This window comes from Paenibacillus sp. BT-177 (assembly GCF_025846815.2).
Lineage (GTDB): Bacteria > Bacillota > Bacilli > Paenibacillales > Paenibacillaceae > Paenibacillus > Paenibacillus polymyxa_C.
In genome coordinates this window covers 511,590-528,303 of record NZ_JAOYTP010000002.1, presented here as the reverse complement: position 1 = coordinate 528,303, position 16,714 = coordinate 511,590, and the positions used below count along the sequence as shown (strand labels likewise).

Sequence of the window (16,714 nt, the reverse complement as noted above, 5' to 3'; positions counted from 1 at the left end):
AAACTGATTAAAATATTCGTCCGATTGTTAAAAATAGTAGACTCCAAAGTAAAGCACTCACCCCAGCATATAGCATGTACGATTTTAGAGGCATATGCGAAATGCCACAAAAGTACCCCGTAACATGGCGCATGCCAGGAACAAAATAGCTGACGATAATGGCCGGGGATCCGTATTTTTGAATCCAGCGTTCTGCCTTATTACGCCATTTCAGTGAGAAACCAAACCATTTACCAGGCCAAATTAGTAGTGGACTACCGATTCTTTTACCTATTTCATAACTAACAAGCATGCCTATCAGTGACCCACTAAAAACAGCTAAGAAAGAAAAACTATAATGTAACAGCCCGATTTTCGTAAAATAGCCAACAAATAGTACCATCACTTCATTGGGAATCGGCAGGCTAAATAACCCGAGGGCAAGCACAATAAAAACCGCTGCGTACCCGTAGTTTTCAATTAATTGATCAATATACCCCAGGGCACTCTTCCTCATCAACCTAAGTGCGTTCAACTCCTTAGTAATTGCTTGTCTCATTTATGTTTTCGTGTTATGTTCGCAAGGAATAGTGTAAGGTATGGAGTAACTCCAGAGTAAAGAAAGAAGTGAAAAGAGATGAAAAATACATTCGAAAAAACATATTTGACAGGCGAATTTGCCAAGTTACTTGAAATCAATAAAGATACATTGCTTTATTACGATAAAATCGATTTATTTAAGCCTGCAGGCACCTTTGATAATGGCTATCGCTACTACACATTTGAGCAGTTCGATCAATTTGTAGCGATTCAATCGCTTCGTGCAGTTGAGGTACCGATTAAAGAACTCAAAACGTATTTTGACGCGCCTAACGTACAAGCGTTACAACAATTAGCAATGGAACAGCAAGAAAAAGTGGCAATGGAAATTCAAAAGTTACAAGATATTCAGTTTTTCCTAGAACGAACGGTTGCCCTGACAAAAGAGATGGAAGAAGTATCATTTGGAGAAGTATTGGTGAAGCAATTACCAGCCGAACCTGTTGTGTATAGCGACGAGAAAATAGATTGGTCGTCGTTATCAATGGAGGAACTTTACGAGCAAACTACACCATTTTTAAAAAAGCTTGGGATTAAAAGTACAGCCGCATACGGTACTGTGTATACAAAAGGAGATTTTTTAAATAAGAAGTTTGAAGGCGTAAGCTACCTATTTTGTCGCCTAGATGACCCGTCAGCAAGAATGAAACCAGCTGGACACTACGCGGTCATTTATCATCAAGGACCTTATGATGAAATCTCACAGACTGAGACTTATAATACGCTACTCGCTTATTTAGAAGAGGAGCAGTTGGCGTTAGATGGTGATATTTATGAGGAATATTTACTGCACTCGATTGCAGCAAAAGAGGAAAAAGATTATATTACAAAAATTAGTGTGAAAGTAAAAACGCGTGAGGCGAGTTATCAACCTCTTTAAAGCTTGTTATACTTTACGTCTATCTTGCTAGATAGGCGTTTTTAATTTTTCAGAATCTCTCTCAACAACAAGCCTGATAATTAGGTACATAATTAAAATGATAGCATTAGGGGGCAATTCAACAGGTCTTAGTTAATAAATAATCTTCAACAATCGGGCGCGTTTATGAAGTAACGCTGTAGAAAATAATCAAACTCAAAACCATTAAATATAAAGTTTAGTTTTATTTTATTATACTATTTACCCTATATTAAGTTTTTTTGGACTTGTTTTTTTATTACTCAATCGTCTGACCACTGGCTTGGCTTCATAGGCGATAATGCGCTAGGTGGGGATAGTTTGACGCTTACATATAAATGAAACTTATGTGAGCTTTCCTGAAGCGTGAAAAAAATGTATAATCACTCCAATTGAGTACGTAGGGAGTGGGCTTTATGACATGGCAGGACAAAAGAGAGCATCGGCAATTCGCTGAACAGACACGAAGCGACGCTTCACGGGCAGCATATGAACGGGATTACTCCCGATTGATCCATTCACCGACTTTCCGTCGATTGCAGGGGAAATCACAAGTATTTGGCGCAGGCACAGGCGATTATTACCGCACACGACTGACACATTCTTTGGAGGTAGCGCAAATTGCGCGTGAGGCAGCACGAAGCTTGCTGCGCCGTCATCCAGAGGTAGAGTTGGAACAGGCGGATAACGCAGGACTGATCATTGACCCTGAGGTGGTGGAGTGTGCATCGATTGCACATGACTTTGGCCATCCACCGTTCGGACACAAGGGAGAAGAGGTGCTGGACGGGATCTTGGATCAACTGATTGAGACGAAGGTAGAAAAGATATCATCCGCCGGAGGCTTCACGCCAGAGTCCAAGCGTGGACAGGAGGCCTATGCGCGTGAGCGACGAATCTATGAGCATTTTGAAGGGAACGCACACAATTTCCGGCTGATTATGTTTTTGGAGAAGCGTGAGAATGTGGATGGCTTGAATTTGTCGGACGCTGTGCTGCTCGGGATTAACAAATACCCGTACCCAGGAATTCTGAACAAAAAAGGGTTGTACCTGCATGAGTGGGAATATATACGTTCTATTCGCGAGGATTGGGGCATCCCTGACGGAAAAAAAACGCTGGAGGCCCAGCTCATGGATCTCTGCGACGATATTGCTTATTCCGCGCATGATCTGGAGGATGGGATTAAGGCAGGGAAAATTGAGGTACACGAGCATTTCTTATATGATCCATATTTGATTCGTCTGATTACGGAGAAAATCACCACGTTGGAGGATAGCTTCTGGCAAGGCTGGCAGCTGGCTGAGATTGAGCAGAAGGTAGCGGCAGTGCTGAGCGAATTTTTGAAGGTGTGGAATGGCAAGATGCCGATGTGTGAACACGATTATTCTCGCACCCGCCGTGAAGTGAAGGCATACTGGGTTAGCCTGTTTGTCAGCAGCTTAGGTGTAATTGATGATGGAAATTGGAAAAAGGTGACCTTCGTACGGGATGGAAACGAAGATTTGGATATGCTGCGCACGGTGAGTGTATTGAAAAGCTTTGCTTGGGTCACCATGATCCGCGATCTGCGCGTACAGCGTCTGCAAAAACGCAGTGAATGGATGCTCAGACGGCTATGGCTGGCTTTTTTGGACCCTGAGACATCCAAGTCCATTATTCCGACCGATTGGCTCCAGCGCTATGAGCGCGACCAGGCCAAGGCGAAACCGATTTGGACTTGGGAGCATATGGTCATTGACTATATTGCAGGCATGACCGATGCTTTTGCTGAAAAAATTTATAATGAGTTATATGGCCTGAAGGTAGGTTCTATCTATGACCTGGACTAACGTTTTAATTTAACCCTATATAGTAGAAGAAACTTGTTTAGAACGGATAGAAGGGAGAGAAAAAGGCGCACATGCAACCTCAGTCTTTAGCTACTAACTCGTTGAATCTCGGTGTGCTTGATATGGTACCGCTGCTGTCTGGCAATCGCCCGGAGCAAGCAGTTCAATGGGCGGTAAAGCTGGCGAAACAGGCGGAAGCATGGGGATATACACGCTACTGGACCTCCGAGCATCATGACATGGAGGGGCTGGCTTCTTCCAGTCCAGAAGTGCTGTTGTCTCATATCGGGGCGGTGACGACGACCATCCAACTGGGTGCGGGTGCTATTTTGCTCCCGCATTATAGTCCAGTCAAGGTCGCCGAATGGTTCCATCTGCTGGCAGCTCTCTATCCGGGCAGAGTCGAATTGGGCCTGGGGAGGGCCCCTGGCGGGGGACCTCATGCTTCGATGGCACTAAGCGGCAATTTTCTTCAACATGTGACCGAGCTGCCACAGAAGATGGAAGCTCTATTGGCTTTGTTGGAAGGCACATATGAATATGAACAGGCCCCCGTGTTTGCCCGTCCAATGCCAGAACAGCCGCCAGCGCTGTGGATGCTGGGTACCAATCGAAAAAGTGCCGAATATGCTGCGCAGTATTCAACGGGCTATGTATTCGGTCAATTTATGAGTGAACAACATACGGAAGAAATGCTAAGTATTTACCGCTCCAGCTTTCAGCCATCCACACGGATGGACAAACCACGTACTATGGTTGCTGTAGGAGCAGTATGTGCCTCGACAGATGAGTTGGCGCAGCAATGGGCTGCTCAGATTTCATTAGGCGATCCGGCGATACGGGCCAGTTGGCTGGTGGGAACACCATCGCTTATTGCCGAACGGTTGCGTAGCTTGCAGGTCAAATATGATAATGATGAGTTTCTGTTGGTCACGCCCATTCCCGATTATGAGCAGCGGCTTCATTCCTACCAACTGATAGCGGAGGCTGTGAATTGTAGTCTTGATTCCAAATGAAAAGATGAAAAGAGATCTGACATGAATAAACACAAAATTAATACAGATGAAATGAAACCAAGCTACATATATACCTATGCGTGTCATGAAACCGAGCGTGAGTTGTGTCTATTGGAACTAAAATGCTTGTTCGGTCAGCAGCCTGTGCATAGTTCCATGCTGTTGTCCCATCTTCGGCTGGAGCCGGGGACCAGTCCGTTTATCCATCTTCGTCTGGATATCGTCACCGATGCGGACACGCTGGAAGAGCTATGCGAAGCGGCTTCCAGGTTACAGCTTGAGGAAGGAAAGACCTTTAAGGTGCTGTGCCTTAAAGAAGGGGACAATGAGGCTGACTATGACGAGCGGCGTGGGATAGAACGCCGGATTGGCGCACGTATTCAGGGGCAGGCGCAAATGAAGACACCGGATGTAATCCTAGGAGTCATACGAGTAGGAGAGCGATGGCTAATGGGCATATGCGAGTATAGCGACAGATCGTGGCAGGAACGTCGTCAGAAACCGCAAAACTATTCTACTGGCCTACCCGTTCTGGTAGCTAGAGCACTTGTGAATTTGGCAGCAAATGATCAATTTGCATCTAAGGGAAAGTCAAACTCCTTGAAACTGCTGGACCCGTGTTGTGGGATGGGCAATGTGATGATTGAGGCATTGAGTATGGACAAGGATATTCGCGGCTGTGATATCAATCCGTTGGCGGTACGTGGGGCACGAGTAAATTTACGTCATTATGGGTATGAAGAAGATCTGGTGAAACTGGGAGATATGAATATGCTCGCAGGCACATACGATGCGGCTATATTGGACATGCCCTATAACCTGTGCTCCGTGCTCCCTGCTGACGAACAAAAAAAAATGCTGCTCAGTCTGAGACGCCTGGCCGCGCGGGCAGTGATCGTGAGCACGGAGCCGATGGCAACATTGCTATCCGAGTCAGGCTGGACCGTTACGGAGCAATGCCGTATCTATAAGACAGGTATGAGTCGGGAAATCTGGATCTGTAAGTAGCTTGTTAATACTGGGTTTTGTAGTTAACCAAATTCAGCGGTAGCTCCTGACCAGTAGCATAGGCTTTCAAATTAGTAAGAAAAATATCTACCGCTCGTTCAGCATATTGGTCTGTATCCCCTGCAATATGCGGCGTAATCAGGACATGCTCCAGGCTCCATAGTGGATGTGACGCAGGTAGCGGTTCTTCCTCGAATACATCCAGTCCGGCAAAGGCAATATGTTTTTGTTCCAGCGAGCGTACCAGCGCATCTGTATGAACAGTCTTGCCGCGACCGACATTAATGAAGAAGGCGCCTTTACGCATCGCTGCAAATGCTTTTTCGTCAAAGAAGTGATGGGTCTCTTCAGTGAATGGCAAAATATTAACCACAATATCCGCAACGCCCAATGCTTCATGTAGTTGTTCGTTTGTGTACATGTGTTCTACATGGGGAGCTTCCTTGCCGGAACGGCGAACCCCGATCACTCGCATGCCAAAGGCTTCTGCAATCCGAGCGGTTTCACGGCCAATTTCGCCAACACCTGTAATCAATAGCGTTTTGCCACGTAATTCCGTCAGTTGACCTTCCGGTGGCTGCCATGTTTTCTGACGCTGTAAGAGAGCCGCTTGCTGTAAATAACGGGTATGCGATAGCAGCATTCCAAAGATCTGCTCTGTGATTGGAATTGCATGCACACCACTCGTATTCGTGAGTCCTATGTTGCGCTTTTCCAGTTCGGTAAGCGGGAGCTTATCAATCCCAGCCGACCAGGTTTGTATCCACTTCAGCTTGCTGTCTGGATGTAATGCCTCCTCGGCAATATGCTTGGACCAGCCTAGAATAACCTCGGCCTCACGGATTTGTTCAGACTCCAATTCCTGGGCTTTGCCAATAATCAACTCGTAGCCCGGAGCCGCTGCACGAACCTGTTTTTTTTGATCTTCCGTCAGTTGATGTAAACTTAAAATGCTTCCCATGATTCATAGCCTCCTCGATGTTTGATTCCTTGGAGTTTCCAATATATTCTGGCGAACCATCCCTTCAAGGATAACAGATTGCCGGAAAATTTGCATAATAAGGGTAGAAACAAGCTCGCGGTGTCATTATATATAACAACAAGTGGCTTTAACCTGATCAGGGACCAACCATACAGCTACTTTTTGGGATAGGTACAGGATATTTATAAGAAAGGAGAAGAGGTTGGTGAAAGATGAATCGCAAAGGCTCTTTACAGCGATCGCTCTCCCGGACGAGCACAAGAAGAAGTTACGTCATTGGGTGGAGCAGGATTTAAACAATTTGTCTTTTCGCAAATGGAGTGACTTCAGAGATTATCACGTGACACTTCAGTTTCTGGGTGATGTGGAGATCTCGGTTATTCCAAAACTTGAGCAGGCTTTAGTTCATGCTGCAGCTGAGCATCGCCCGTTCACGCTTGGCATGGGTGAAGCGGGCTTTTTTGGACGTGAAGACTTTCCGCGTGTACTGTGGAGGGGGGTGACCGGACAGCGAGAGTCGCTGGATCAGTTGCACCAGTCGATACTTCGAGCTACCGAGCCGCTGGGTTTTAAACCCGAGGAACGACCTTATCGACCCCATATCACCGTAGCACGTTCGTATACAGGAGGGGAGCCTGTTTCAGCGTCTGTGTGGCAGTCAAATGACCGAAGCGGCGAGCCTTGGGAAGTGGGGGGATTTGTGTTATATGCAACACGAATGGGGCAAAAACCAATGTACCAAATAATTCAAACATTCCCATTAATGAGGTGAAACCCTTGATCTATCAGCAAATTTAGTGATATAGTGTTTCAGCGTTATTCAAAAAGCGCATTTTGGGTTACATATCTGAGGAATGTGCTTAAAGTTAACGGGAGGAACATTATGGAAATCGTTAAAGAACATCGTTGGTTTGCACCTCTTTTGAGTGTGCTGCTTGTTTGTATATTGGGGATAGGCCTCTACGCTGAGGTTCAGCAAACACAGAATAATCATAAAAATGCACCTATGCAATCTCTGAGCTGGTCAGGGAACACTTCGATTCCTACATATGGCGACAGGATGGGGACCCGTAACGGGTCAAACAGGACAAGCCCCATCTTTGTCGCTGCTCATGGGCAGCCAAGCTGGAAAGAAATCATGCCGACTCCGTTACCCGTTTCCCAGATGAAGCAGGTGGAACAAGCTCGGAATAACGCTGTTACAGGCAAGAAAAAGCCTGAGGTCCAGCATAGCAAGTCCGCAATCCTAACCCCTCCTACAACCATCTACTTTACGAAGACAAAAATGCTCACTCAGAACGACAAGGCGTTGTCTACCTGGAGCTATCCTGTCTCCGCTAAAGAACTGCTCCTGCTGCAAAAAATAGTAATGGCAGAAGCAGAAGGCGAACCGTACGAAGGCAAAGTGGCAGTTGCCAACGTTGTCTTAAACCGGCTGCGGTCAGCCTCATTTCCCGATACGATTCAGGCAGTGATTTATCAAAAAGCGCAATTTAGTCCGGTTGCGAACGGGCGTCTTCGTCGTGTTCAGCCTAATCAGGACAGCATCCGTGCAGTTACAGCTGCTTTGAATGGCCATAAAGCCGTGCCTGATAACACCTGTTTTTTCCTTTCGCTTACGTTGGCCCAGGACCTTACGGTTCATCATTCGCGTACCAAGGTGAAGACAATCGGTCATCATACCTTTTATAAATGAGCATTTTGTATAAATCCCATGAGCGACAAATAACAGCCCTTTCTAAACAACAGGGTTCAGCTTTGTGAGCGTATTTTGTGTGCGCAGGTGAAGCCAGTATGCAAAAGAGGTATAATTGGTAAAGGAAAGTAACCTAAATAATGAAAGTGATAAAGGAGGCGTAAATGTTATGAAAATCACATATTATGGACATTCAGTTGTGTTGGTGGAGGCAGAGGGGAAACGGATTATTATCGATCCTTTTTTGACGGGGAATCCTAAAGCAACCATACAGGCCGAAGATATTCAGGTGGATGCAGTGCTGTTGACACACGGTCACGCCGATCATTTTGGGGATGCAGTTGAAATTGCCAAGCGCAATGATTGCCCCGTGATCGCGGTGGCGGAACTGGCTGAATATTGTTCATCCTTGGGAACCAAAGCTCACGGTATGAACCTGGGTGGTGGTCACCAATTTGACGGTTTTCATGTGAAATTTACGCTGGCGTTCCACAGCTCCTCTTTGACAGTGAACGGACAAACCATCTACATGGGAGAGCCAGCGGGGATTTTATTGACCATGGGAGGCAAAACATTTTTCCATGCAGGGGATACTGGCTTGTTTGGCGATATGCGTCTCATTGGAGAAACCAACTCCATCGATGCCGCAGTATTGCCGATCGGAGATGGTTATACAATGGGACCGGAGGATGCCTTGCTGGCAGCGAAATGGCTGCGGGCAAGCCGCGTGATACCGGTGCATTACAATACTTTTCCTGGTATAGAGCAGGACGGAGATGGCTTCTGTGACCGTCTTCATAAAGAAGGTATTGAAGGGAAAGCATTGAAGCCCGGCGAAAGTCTCGAATTTTAATACGGTTTATCGCTTTGCGGGAATATACATGATGGTCCGTATGTACATCAGAATTCCTTTGTCAGCCTTTTCTATTCTTTAAGGGATAGAAAAGGCTGACTTTTTTAATGAATATTTATACATAAAAATGATATATTCTTGCATTGATACGTTGAAGCTGTAATGTAAAAGATTTATTATCACAATCATAAAAACTTTGAATTGCTAACACAATAGGTCAATGATAAAATGATAGAACTAATTAGATTCATCAGTGGAATCGACGTGTTTTTCAAGTCAAGCCATTGCATAATTATTGAAAAACATACGCATTCGGCGGACCGTACCGCCTTGAATACGTTTTATGTTTTTGTCCCCCATTCCTCGTAGTTGTTCTTTGATTTACCTCTTGTTGCCACTGTCTTCTATTCGGCCGCCTGTATTTCAGGCCAGCATGACTTTATAACAGAAAGGTTGCGTTCCATGAGACAGACAGGTTTACCACCCAAACAGGGACTATATGATCCCCAATTCGAAAAAGACGCCTGCGGCATGGGCTTTGTTGCCCACATCAAGGGAAAACCATCGCACGATATTGTGAGTCAGGCTTTGACCATGCTCGTAAACATGGAGCATCGGGGCGGTCAGGGAAGTGAACCAAACTCCGGTGACGGAGCAGGGATCATGATTCAGGTTCCTCATTTGTTTTTTCAAGAGGAAGCAGAGCGATTGGGCTTCAAATTGCCAAAGGCCGGACATTATGGCGTAGGCATGCTTTTTGTATCCAATGATTCAAAAGTTCGTGAGATGCATGAGCAGAAGCTCAGAGAAATCATTATGGACGAAGGTCAAAACTGTTTGGGCTTTCGCGATGTTCCAACTTATGACGAAATGCTGGGTAAATCGGCAAAAGCAGCTAAACCAGGTGTGCGTCAGGTGTTCATCGGCCGCAGTAGCGATTTGAAGGAAGAACTAGACTTTGAACGGAAACTGTATGTCATTCGTAAACGTGCAGAGCTTGCTATTCGCTATAACCAAGAGGATATGAATGGTGAGTCGTTCTATATTCCAAGTTTGTCATGTCGCAAGGTTGTATACAAAGGAATGTTGACAACTGAGCAGGTAGGCAAATTTTATCTGGATTTGCAGGATGAGCGAGTGACATCGGCGATTGCGCTGGTCCATTCCCGTTTTAGCACAAATACGTTCCCGAGCTGGGATCGTGCGCATCCTTATCGTTTTATGATTCACAATGGTGAAATTAATACCATGCGTGGCAACGTAAACTGGATGCATGCGCGTCAGACACAGTTTGAAAGCGAAGCGTTTGGTAACGATATCAAGAAGGTAAAACCTGTCATCAATCCAGATGGCTCGGATACAGCCATGTTTGATAATACGCTGGAGTTTCTGTATCTGAGTGGCCGTTCGCTTCCTCATGTAGCCATGATGATGGTGCCTGAGCCTTGGAACAAGCATGAAACCATGGATCCGAAGAAGCGGGCATTTTATGAATATCACAGCACCATGATGGAACCGTGGGACGGACCTGCTGCGATGGCGTTTACAGACGGTATCCAAATCGGGGCGATTCTTGACCGCAACGGCCTGCGTCCTGCACGTTACTATGTGACCAAGGACGATCTGATCGCACTGTCATCTGAGGCGGGTGTATTGGATATTGCTCCTGAAAATGTGCTTTATAAGGATCGTCTCCGTCCAGGGCGTATGCTACTGGTGGATACCCAAGAAGGCCGCATCGTTTCTGATGAAGAGTTAAAGGAACGTATCGCATCCGAAGAACCCTATCAGCAGTGGCTGGATGAGCATTTGATTGATCTGGATGATCTACCTGAAGCACTGGAGCAGCCAGAGCCGAAACATGAAAATGTAAATCAGTTGCAGCTCGCTTTTGGGTATACGTTTGAAGAACTGCGCAAACTTCTGGAGCCGATGGCACTTACAGGTGCGGAACCGATTGGCTCAATGGGGTATGATGCTCCACTGGCGGTATTGTCTGACCGTCCGCAACGTTTGTACAATTACTTTAAACAAATGTTTGCTCAGGTTACCAACCCGCCAATTGACGCCATTCGCGAAGAGATAGTGACGTCTACTGCAACGACGATTGGACCAGAGCGCAATTTACTACACCCAGAACCGGAAAGCTGTCGCCAGATTCGGTTGGATTCACCGGTGTTGTCTAATGAAGAGTTTGCCAAAATTCGTCACGTACACCGTCCAGGCTTCAAATCCATGACCATTCCGATCTTCTTTGAAGCAAAAGAAGGTGCTGAGGGCTTATACAAGGCGCTGGAAGGACTGTTTGAGGCAGCTGACCGTGTCATTGACAAGGGTCATAATATTCTGATTCTGTCTGACCGTGGAGTGGATGCGGAAAATGCAGCCATTCCGGCGTTGCTAGCTGTATCCAGCTTGCATCACCATCTGATTAAGCAGGGTACACGCACACGTGTGAGCATTTTGCTGGAATCCGGAGAGCCAAGAGATATTCACCATTATGCGGTGCTTCTGGGCTACGGTGTGAGTGCGGTTAATCCGTATCTGGCGTTTGAAACACTGGATGTCATGATTCAACAAGGCTTGCTGCGCGGCATCTCGCACGAAAAGGCAGTTAAAAATTATATTAAAGCGGCAACCAAGGGCGTCGTTAAAATACTGTCCAAAATGGGTATTTCCACGATTCAGTCGTACCGTGGAGCGCAAATTTTCGAGGCTGTAGGTTTGAAGCAGGAGTTTGTTGATCGTTATTTCACCTGGACACCTTCCCGCATTGGCGGTATTGGTCTGGAGGAAGTGACGATGGAAGCGCTGGCCCACCATAACCGTGCTTTCACTGATAAGGACGGCAATGATAAGGTGCTCGATTCGGGCGGTGAATACCAATGGCGCAACGATGGAGAAGAGCATTTGTTTAACCCGCAAACGGTGCATTTGCTCCAGCAATCGGTTCGCTCGGGAGACTACGAGCTTTACAAGAAGTACACCAAGCTGGTACAGGGTGAATCTGAACAACATTTGACGATTCGTTCCATGCTTCAGTTGAAGCCTGCTGGTGAGCCTGTGCCGCTGGATGAAGTGGAATCTGCTGCATCGATTATGCGTCGCTTTAAAACAGGAGCTATGTCTTTCGGCTCCATTAGCCAGGAAGCGCATGAAGATTTGGCGATTGCAATGAATCGAATCGGTGGCAAAAGCAACACGGGCGAGGGCGGGGAGAACCCTGCGCGTTTTACTCCGGATGCTAATGGCGATTCACGTCGCAGTTCGATCAAGCAGGTGGCATCTGGCCGATTTGGTGTAACGTCGAACTACTTGGTGAATGCCGACGAAATTCAGATTAAAATGGCGCAAGGCGCGAAGCCGGGCGAAGGTGGGCAACTGCCAGGACGCAAGGTGTATCCTTGGGTCGCCGAGGTACGCGGTTCCACGCCAGGAGTAGGCCTGATTTCGCCACCACCGCATCACGATATTTATTCTATCGAGGATTTGGCAGAGCTCATCTACGATCTCAAAAACGCCAATCCACGTGCTGACATTAACGTAAAGCTGGTATCAGAGGTAGGCGTGGGCACGATTGCTACAGGGGTAGCCAAAGGCCGTGCTGACATTATTCTGGTCAGCGGTTATGACGGTGGTACAGGCGCTTCCCCGCAAGGCTCCATCCGCCATGCGGGTATGCCTTGGGAGCTAGGGCTGGCTGAGACGCATCAGACGCTCATGCTGAACAACCTGCGCGACCGCGTGGTGCTGGAGACAGACGGCAAAATGCTGTCTGGACGTGATTTGGTAGTAGCTGCCCTGTTGGGTGCGGAAGAATACGGCTTCTCAACAGCGCCGCTCGTAGCGTTGGGCTGTATTATGATGCGGGTATGCCAAATGGACACCTGTCCGGTTGGTGTGGCTACGCAGAATCCGGAGCTGCGCAAAAATTATATGGGTGATCCTGCCCATGTGGTGAATTTTATGCGTTTCATCGCAGAAGATGTCCGTGAAATTATGGCGGAGCTGGGATTCCGCACGATTCAGGAAATGATTGGCCGTACGGATTGTCTGGATACCGTGAACGCCGATTCGCATTGGAAGAAGAAGGGTGTAGACCTGAGCTTGCTGCTGCATGTTCCTGAGTTGGAAGACGGAAGTGTACGTTACCGCGTACAACGTCAAAACCACGGACTGGAAGAAACACTCGATATGCTGAAGCTTGTACCGATGGCTGCGGAGGCACTGGAGAGCGGAACGCCTGTAGAGGGTACCTTGCCTATTACAAACGTGAATCGGGCAGTAGGTACGATTCTGGGCAGCGAGGTCACACGTAAGTATGGGGCGGCAGGTCTGCCTGAGGATACGATTCGCTTTAACTTCATTGGATCGGCAGGTCAGAGCTTTGGAGCGTTTATTCCGAAAGGCATCACGTTGAGCGTGGAAGGCGATAGCAATGATTATGTCGGTAAAGGGCTATCTGGTGGTAAAGTTATTGTAAAGAAATCTCACAAAGCGACCTTTAAGGCAGAAGAGAACATTATCATCGGAAATACAGCCTTGTATGGAGCGACCAGCGGTGAAGCTTATATTAACGGAATCGCAGGCGAGCGCTTTGCTGTTCGGAACTCCGGCGCACGTATTGTTGTTGAGGGCGTTGGTGATCATGGCTGCGAATACATGACGGGCGGACGTGTAGCTGTATTGGGTGGAACCGGACGGAACTTTGGAGCCGGGATGTCCGGAGGTATTGCATACGTCTATGATCCTGAGGGGACGTTCCTGAGCCGTTGTAATCTGGAAATGGTGTTGCTGGAAGATGTGGAAGATCCTGGAGAAGCAGCGGATTTGCGCGGCTTGATCCAGCGCCATGTCACTTACACGGGTAGTGAAGCGGGACAACGTATTTTGGATGAATGGCAGACTGCGATTCAGCAATTTGTACGGGTGATTCCAAAGGATTACAAGCGTATGGTTGAACAGATTCAAAAAGAAGAGGCGACCGGTTTGAGCGGGGATGAAGCTCTACTGGCAGCATTTGAAGCCAATATGCGTGAATTGGCGCGTACCGGGGGCTAAAAAGCAGATCGCCAAATTCACTAAAAGGACTTGCTGAATACCGCTGTTATAGTCACGGCGGTACCAGCAAGTCCTTTTTTCAGGCTAACAAAAATGTGATTTATTACCTTGACAAACGTCATAAATTCTGACATTACCCCCAAAATGTTTTCCTGAAACGGTAAATATGTTATAAAAAGTACCAAATTTTTTGGAATGTAACCGTTTACGTAAGAGTTTATGTCTTGTTATTTATTTTTGGATTGGTTATGATTTTTTTAGAGTACGCAAACAAACCTAATATGCCCATCGTCCCTTCAAAACACAGAATAGGGTGACAGGATGAAGTTGAAGAAGTCAGCAGAAGACAAAATGATTTTTTTATACCGTTATGTATCATTATCTTTAACATCACTTGTTTTTCTGTTCGAAACATCTAGATTAATGGTATGGCAGAAGCTATTACTGATTGTTTTTCTATTTTTATCCGTTACAGCATTTACTTGGATTTACCGTAAATACAGACTTCATGATATGGTATTGAAATGCAGTATTGCGCTAGAAACCGCAGGGATCATTTTGCTGTTATTCCCAACCGGAGGGATAAATAGCCCGTTCAAATGGTATGTGATTACTCCCATGCTGGTAGCTTGTGCTCATCTATCCATGAGGTACAGCTGGACGCTCCTACTTTCTTATATCGGTTTGGTGCTCACATTTTGTTATATCTTTTTTACACCAGGTCAATATTTTTTGTGGGATCTTATATTGCAGAACATTAATCTGTTTCTGGTATTGATCGTAACCACAATGGCAATGCAGGTTATTCGCGTCATGAAGGACGAACTGAAGGTGGCTAAAGAACAAGCCAATGAGACGATGGATCATATCAAGTCGATTTATCACATCATGGAGACGACCAGCCATAATGAGGCATTAAATCTGGGTCAGGTCATCTCGGATTACACTGTCAAGCTAACCAAGCAGAGCCGTGCATTTTTCTGGCTGGATAGTCAGGAGGAAGATGCACCGGCAAGCAGCCAGACAGGCTGGACGGTAGAAGAAGAGGAGCAGCTATTCGAAGAACTGGAGAATTACCGGGAGGAGTTCAGGGAAGAGCGCGAACCATTTTTCAGACATCTGCCGGAATGGGGCGACTTTCTCATGATCACCGTACCGATGACGACCCGCTTTGTAGCGACGATTGGCCTCAAGCTGGGACCGGATCAGAGTTTGACAGGAAGACGCTGGCTTGTGCAACAACTGATATTCTTAGCTGAGCTGAGTGCTGTATTTTTGGAACGCTATGAGCTGGAGCGTATTGAGAATCAGTTGATTGTGACGAATGAGCAGAACCGGATTGCAAATGAAATGCATGACAATGTTTCACAAAGTCTTTTTGGTATTGTGTACGCAACCCATTCTCTCCGGCAGACTTGGTGCCATCAGCCTAAGGAGCAGGTGGAGGAGCAAATTGATTTAATTCAGCAATCGGCCAATCAAGCGGTTAGAGAGCTGAAGGGGGCAATTCATAGCCTAAGCTCGAAAAAAAGCGGAGGCTCAACTTGGTTGGGTACGGTGAAAAGCCATCTGCATACACTCTCCAAGCTGAACCATGTACAAATTGATTTTGATATCCATGGTGATCATTATTCACTTCCGTATTTGTACCAGAAGGCTTTGTTCCGCATCATTTCCGAAGCGGCGGGGAACGCAATCCGTCATGGATTGGCCAAGCGAATTGATGTGAAGTTAAAATTGACGCCCCAAGTGATTAGACTGTCTATTCATGACGACGGAGTAGGGTTTGAGACGGCGAGAATGGTAGCAGGAGGTGAGGCGGTCAGTGCAGGCGGGGGCCTGGGCATGATGAATATGGAATATTTAGCTCAATCGATGGGAGGCGAATTTGATATTTCAAGTCGAATCGGAGAGGGAACACAGATTCGATTGTCCATTCCGGTAAATGCTTATGAATGAGGATTTTATAAAATCCTTGAATACAATGTGTGAACATTCTGCAATACAAAATCTGCGGTAACAATCGGATACATAGGGATTATGCAAATCCTGAACTGTAGACAGGAGGCCGAATCATGAAAATTGTCATTGTCGATGATCATCCTTTAGTACGGAAAGGACTCGCTGCGGTTATATCCATGCAGCCTAATGTTCAGTTCGCGGGAGAGGCCCAGAATCAACAGGAAGCACTTGCAGTGATCGAGGAAACGGATCCAGATTTGGTGCTGCTGGATTTAAAATTAGCTGATGAATCAGGTCTGGATATTATCAAGATAGCGCGCGGACGCGGGTTCAGAAGCAAATTTATTTTGCTGACCTCTTCTGCAACACGTGAAGATTTTCTGAAAGCGGAGGAAGCCTCTGTGGACGGTTATGTGCTTAAGGAGGCTTTGCCTGAGGAATTAATTTACGCGATTCATCTTGTCAACAAAGGACGCAAATATTATGATCCGGCTATTCTCGAAAATAAGCTACGTGAAGATGCGGGCAATCTCACGGACGACCTGACACCAAAGGAAAAAGAAGTGCTGGTCGAGCTGGGGCAAGGGGCTTGCAATCGTGAAATAGCATCCCGTTTATTTATCAGTGAGTTCACCGTCAAAAAGCATGTCAGTCAGATCTTGGCCAAGCTGCGACTGGCAGATCGTACGCAGGCAGCATTATATGCCAATGCGATTGGTCTAGCGAAGTACGAGCCAACCAATATGATGATGCGCTAACCCCATAAGCTACGCAGTAGTTTCATATGCAAGTGGCATAAAAAAATCCTCAAAATCACCAACTTTGGT

12 protein-coding genes are annotated in these 16,714 nt (G+C 46.5%); 10 read left to right on the top strand and 2 right to left on the bottom strand.

What is annotated here, in order from left to right; translation table 11 throughout:
• Positions 1 to 7: 7 nt before the first annotated feature.
• Positions 8 to 538: a DedA family protein gene (locus OIU26_RS08745; protein WP_264216563.1), complete on the bottom strand. Its 531-nt coding sequence runs from the start codon at positions 536 to 538 to the stop codon at positions 8 to 10.
• Between the two features lie 78 nt (positions 539 to 616).
• Between OIU26_RS08745 and OIU26_RS08740 the strand changes: the two genes are divergently transcribed.
• From OIU26_RS08740 to OIU26_RS08725, 4 genes are all read left to right on the top strand, one after another.
• A complete protein-coding gene (locus OIU26_RS08740) occupies positions 617 to 1,459 on the top strand; it encodes a MerR family transcriptional regulator (RefSeq protein WP_264216562.1) in 843 nt (280 codons plus the stop codon).
• A 434-nt stretch (positions 1,460 to 1,893) separates the two neighbouring features.
• On the top strand, positions 1,894 to 3,309 hold the full coding sequence (locus OIU26_RS08735; RefSeq protein WP_264216561.1) for a dGTP triphosphohydrolase: 1,416 nt from the start codon (positions 1,894 to 1,896) through the stop codon (positions 3,307 to 3,309).
• Positions 3,310 to 3,380: 71 nt separating this feature from the next.
• The gene (locus tag OIU26_RS08730) at positions 3,381 to 4,325 is read left to right on the top strand and encodes an MsnO8 family LLM class oxidoreductase (RefSeq protein ID WP_264216560.1); all 945 of its coding nucleotides are present in this window, start codon (positions 3,381 to 3,383) and stop codon (positions 4,323 to 4,325) included.
• Positions 4,326 to 4,346: 21 nt separating this feature from the next.
• Positions 4,347 to 5,333 carry an RNA methyltransferase gene (locus tag OIU26_RS08725; RefSeq protein WP_264216559.1) on the top strand — a complete coding sequence of 329 codons (987 nt, stop codon included), beginning with the start codon at positions 4,347 to 4,349 and terminating at the stop codon, positions 5,331 to 5,333.
• 4 nt (positions 5,334 to 5,337) lie between these two features.
• Here the strand turns inward: OIU26_RS08725 and OIU26_RS08720 are convergent, their stop codons facing one another.
• Positions 5,338 to 6,294, bottom strand: coding sequence for a D-2-hydroxyacid dehydrogenase (locus OIU26_RS08720; protein ID WP_264216558.1), 957 nt, complete (start codon positions 6,292 to 6,294; stop codon positions 5,338 to 5,340).
• A gap of 226 nt (positions 6,295 to 6,520) precedes the next feature.
• Between OIU26_RS08720 and thpR the strand changes: the two genes are divergently transcribed.
• The 6 genes from thpR to OIU26_RS08690 all read left to right on the top strand — a co-directional run bounded on the left by thpR (position 6,521) and on the right by OIU26_RS08690 (position 16,645).
• On the top strand, positions 6,521 to 7,087 hold the full coding sequence (gene thpR / locus OIU26_RS08715; RefSeq protein WP_264216557.1) for an RNA 2',3'-cyclic phosphodiesterase: 567 nt from the start codon (positions 6,521 to 6,523) through the stop codon (positions 7,085 to 7,087).
• A 111-nt stretch (positions 7,088 to 7,198) separates the two neighbouring features.
• Positions 7,199 to 8,011: a cell wall hydrolase gene (locus tag OIU26_RS08710; protein WP_264216556.1), complete on the top strand. Its 813-nt coding sequence runs from the start codon at positions 7,199 to 7,201 to the stop codon at positions 8,009 to 8,011.
• A gap of 169 nt (positions 8,012 to 8,180) precedes the next feature.
• Positions 8,181 to 8,864 carry a metal-dependent hydrolase gene (locus tag OIU26_RS08705; protein ID WP_040101915.1) on the top strand — a complete coding sequence of 228 codons (684 nt, stop codon included), beginning with the start codon at positions 8,181 to 8,183 and terminating at the stop codon, positions 8,862 to 8,864.
• Positions 8,865 to 9,326: 462 nt separating this feature from the next.
• Positions 9,327 to 13,925, top strand: coding sequence for a glutamate synthase large subunit (gltB, locus tag OIU26_RS08700; RefSeq protein ID WP_264216555.1), 4,599 nt, complete (start codon positions 9,327 to 9,329; stop codon positions 13,923 to 13,925).
• A 321-nt stretch (positions 13,926 to 14,246) separates the two neighbouring features.
• The gene (locus OIU26_RS08695; protein WP_013369810.1) at positions 14,247 to 15,884 is read left to right on the top strand and encodes a sensor histidine kinase; all 1,638 of its coding nucleotides are present in this window, start codon (positions 14,247 to 14,249) and stop codon (positions 15,882 to 15,884) included.
• 116 nt (positions 15,885 to 16,000) lie between these two features.
• Positions 16,001 to 16,645, top strand: coding sequence for a response regulator (locus tag OIU26_RS08690; RefSeq protein WP_013369811.1), 645 nt, complete (start codon positions 16,001 to 16,003; stop codon positions 16,643 to 16,645).
• Positions 16,646 to 16,714 lie beyond the last annotated feature (69 nt).

Coding starts and splice junctions, on each gene's coding strand:
- OIU26_RS08745 (WP_264216563.1), bottom strand. CDS start 538: ATGAGACAAGCAATTACTAAGGAGTTGAACGCACTTAGGTTGATGAGG.
- OIU26_RS08740 (WP_264216562.1), top strand. CDS start 617: ATGAAAAATACATTCGAAAAAACATATTTGACAGGCGAATTTGCCAAG.
- OIU26_RS08735 (WP_264216561.1), top strand. CDS start 1,894: ATGACATGGCAGGACAAAAGAGAGCATCGGCAATTCGCTGAACAGACA.
- OIU26_RS08730 (WP_264216560.1), top strand. CDS start 3,381: ATGCAACCTCAGTCTTTAGCTACTAACTCGTTGAATCTCGGTGTGCTT.
- OIU26_RS08725 (WP_264216559.1), top strand. CDS start 4,347: ATGAATAAACACAAAATTAATACAGATGAAATGAAACCAAGCTACATA.
- OIU26_RS08720 (WP_264216558.1), bottom strand. CDS start 6,294: ATGGGAAGCATTTTAAGTTTACATCAACTGACGGAAGATCAAAAAAAA.
- OIU26_RS08710 (WP_264216556.1), top strand. CDS start 7,199: ATGGAAATCGTTAAAGAACATCGTTGGTTTGCACCTCTTTTGAGTGTG.
- OIU26_RS08705 (WP_040101915.1), top strand. CDS start 8,181: ATGAAAATCACATATTATGGACATTCAGTTGTGTTGGTGGAGGCAGAG.
- gltB (WP_264216555.1), top strand. CDS start 9,327: ATGAGACAGACAGGTTTACCACCCAAACAGGGACTATATGATCCCCAA.
- OIU26_RS08695 (WP_013369810.1), top strand. CDS start 14,247: ATGAAGTTGAAGAAGTCAGCAGAAGACAAAATGATTTTTTTATACCGT.
- OIU26_RS08690 (WP_013369811.1), top strand. CDS start 16,001: ATGAAAATTGTCATTGTCGATGATCATCCTTTAGTACGGAAAGGACTC.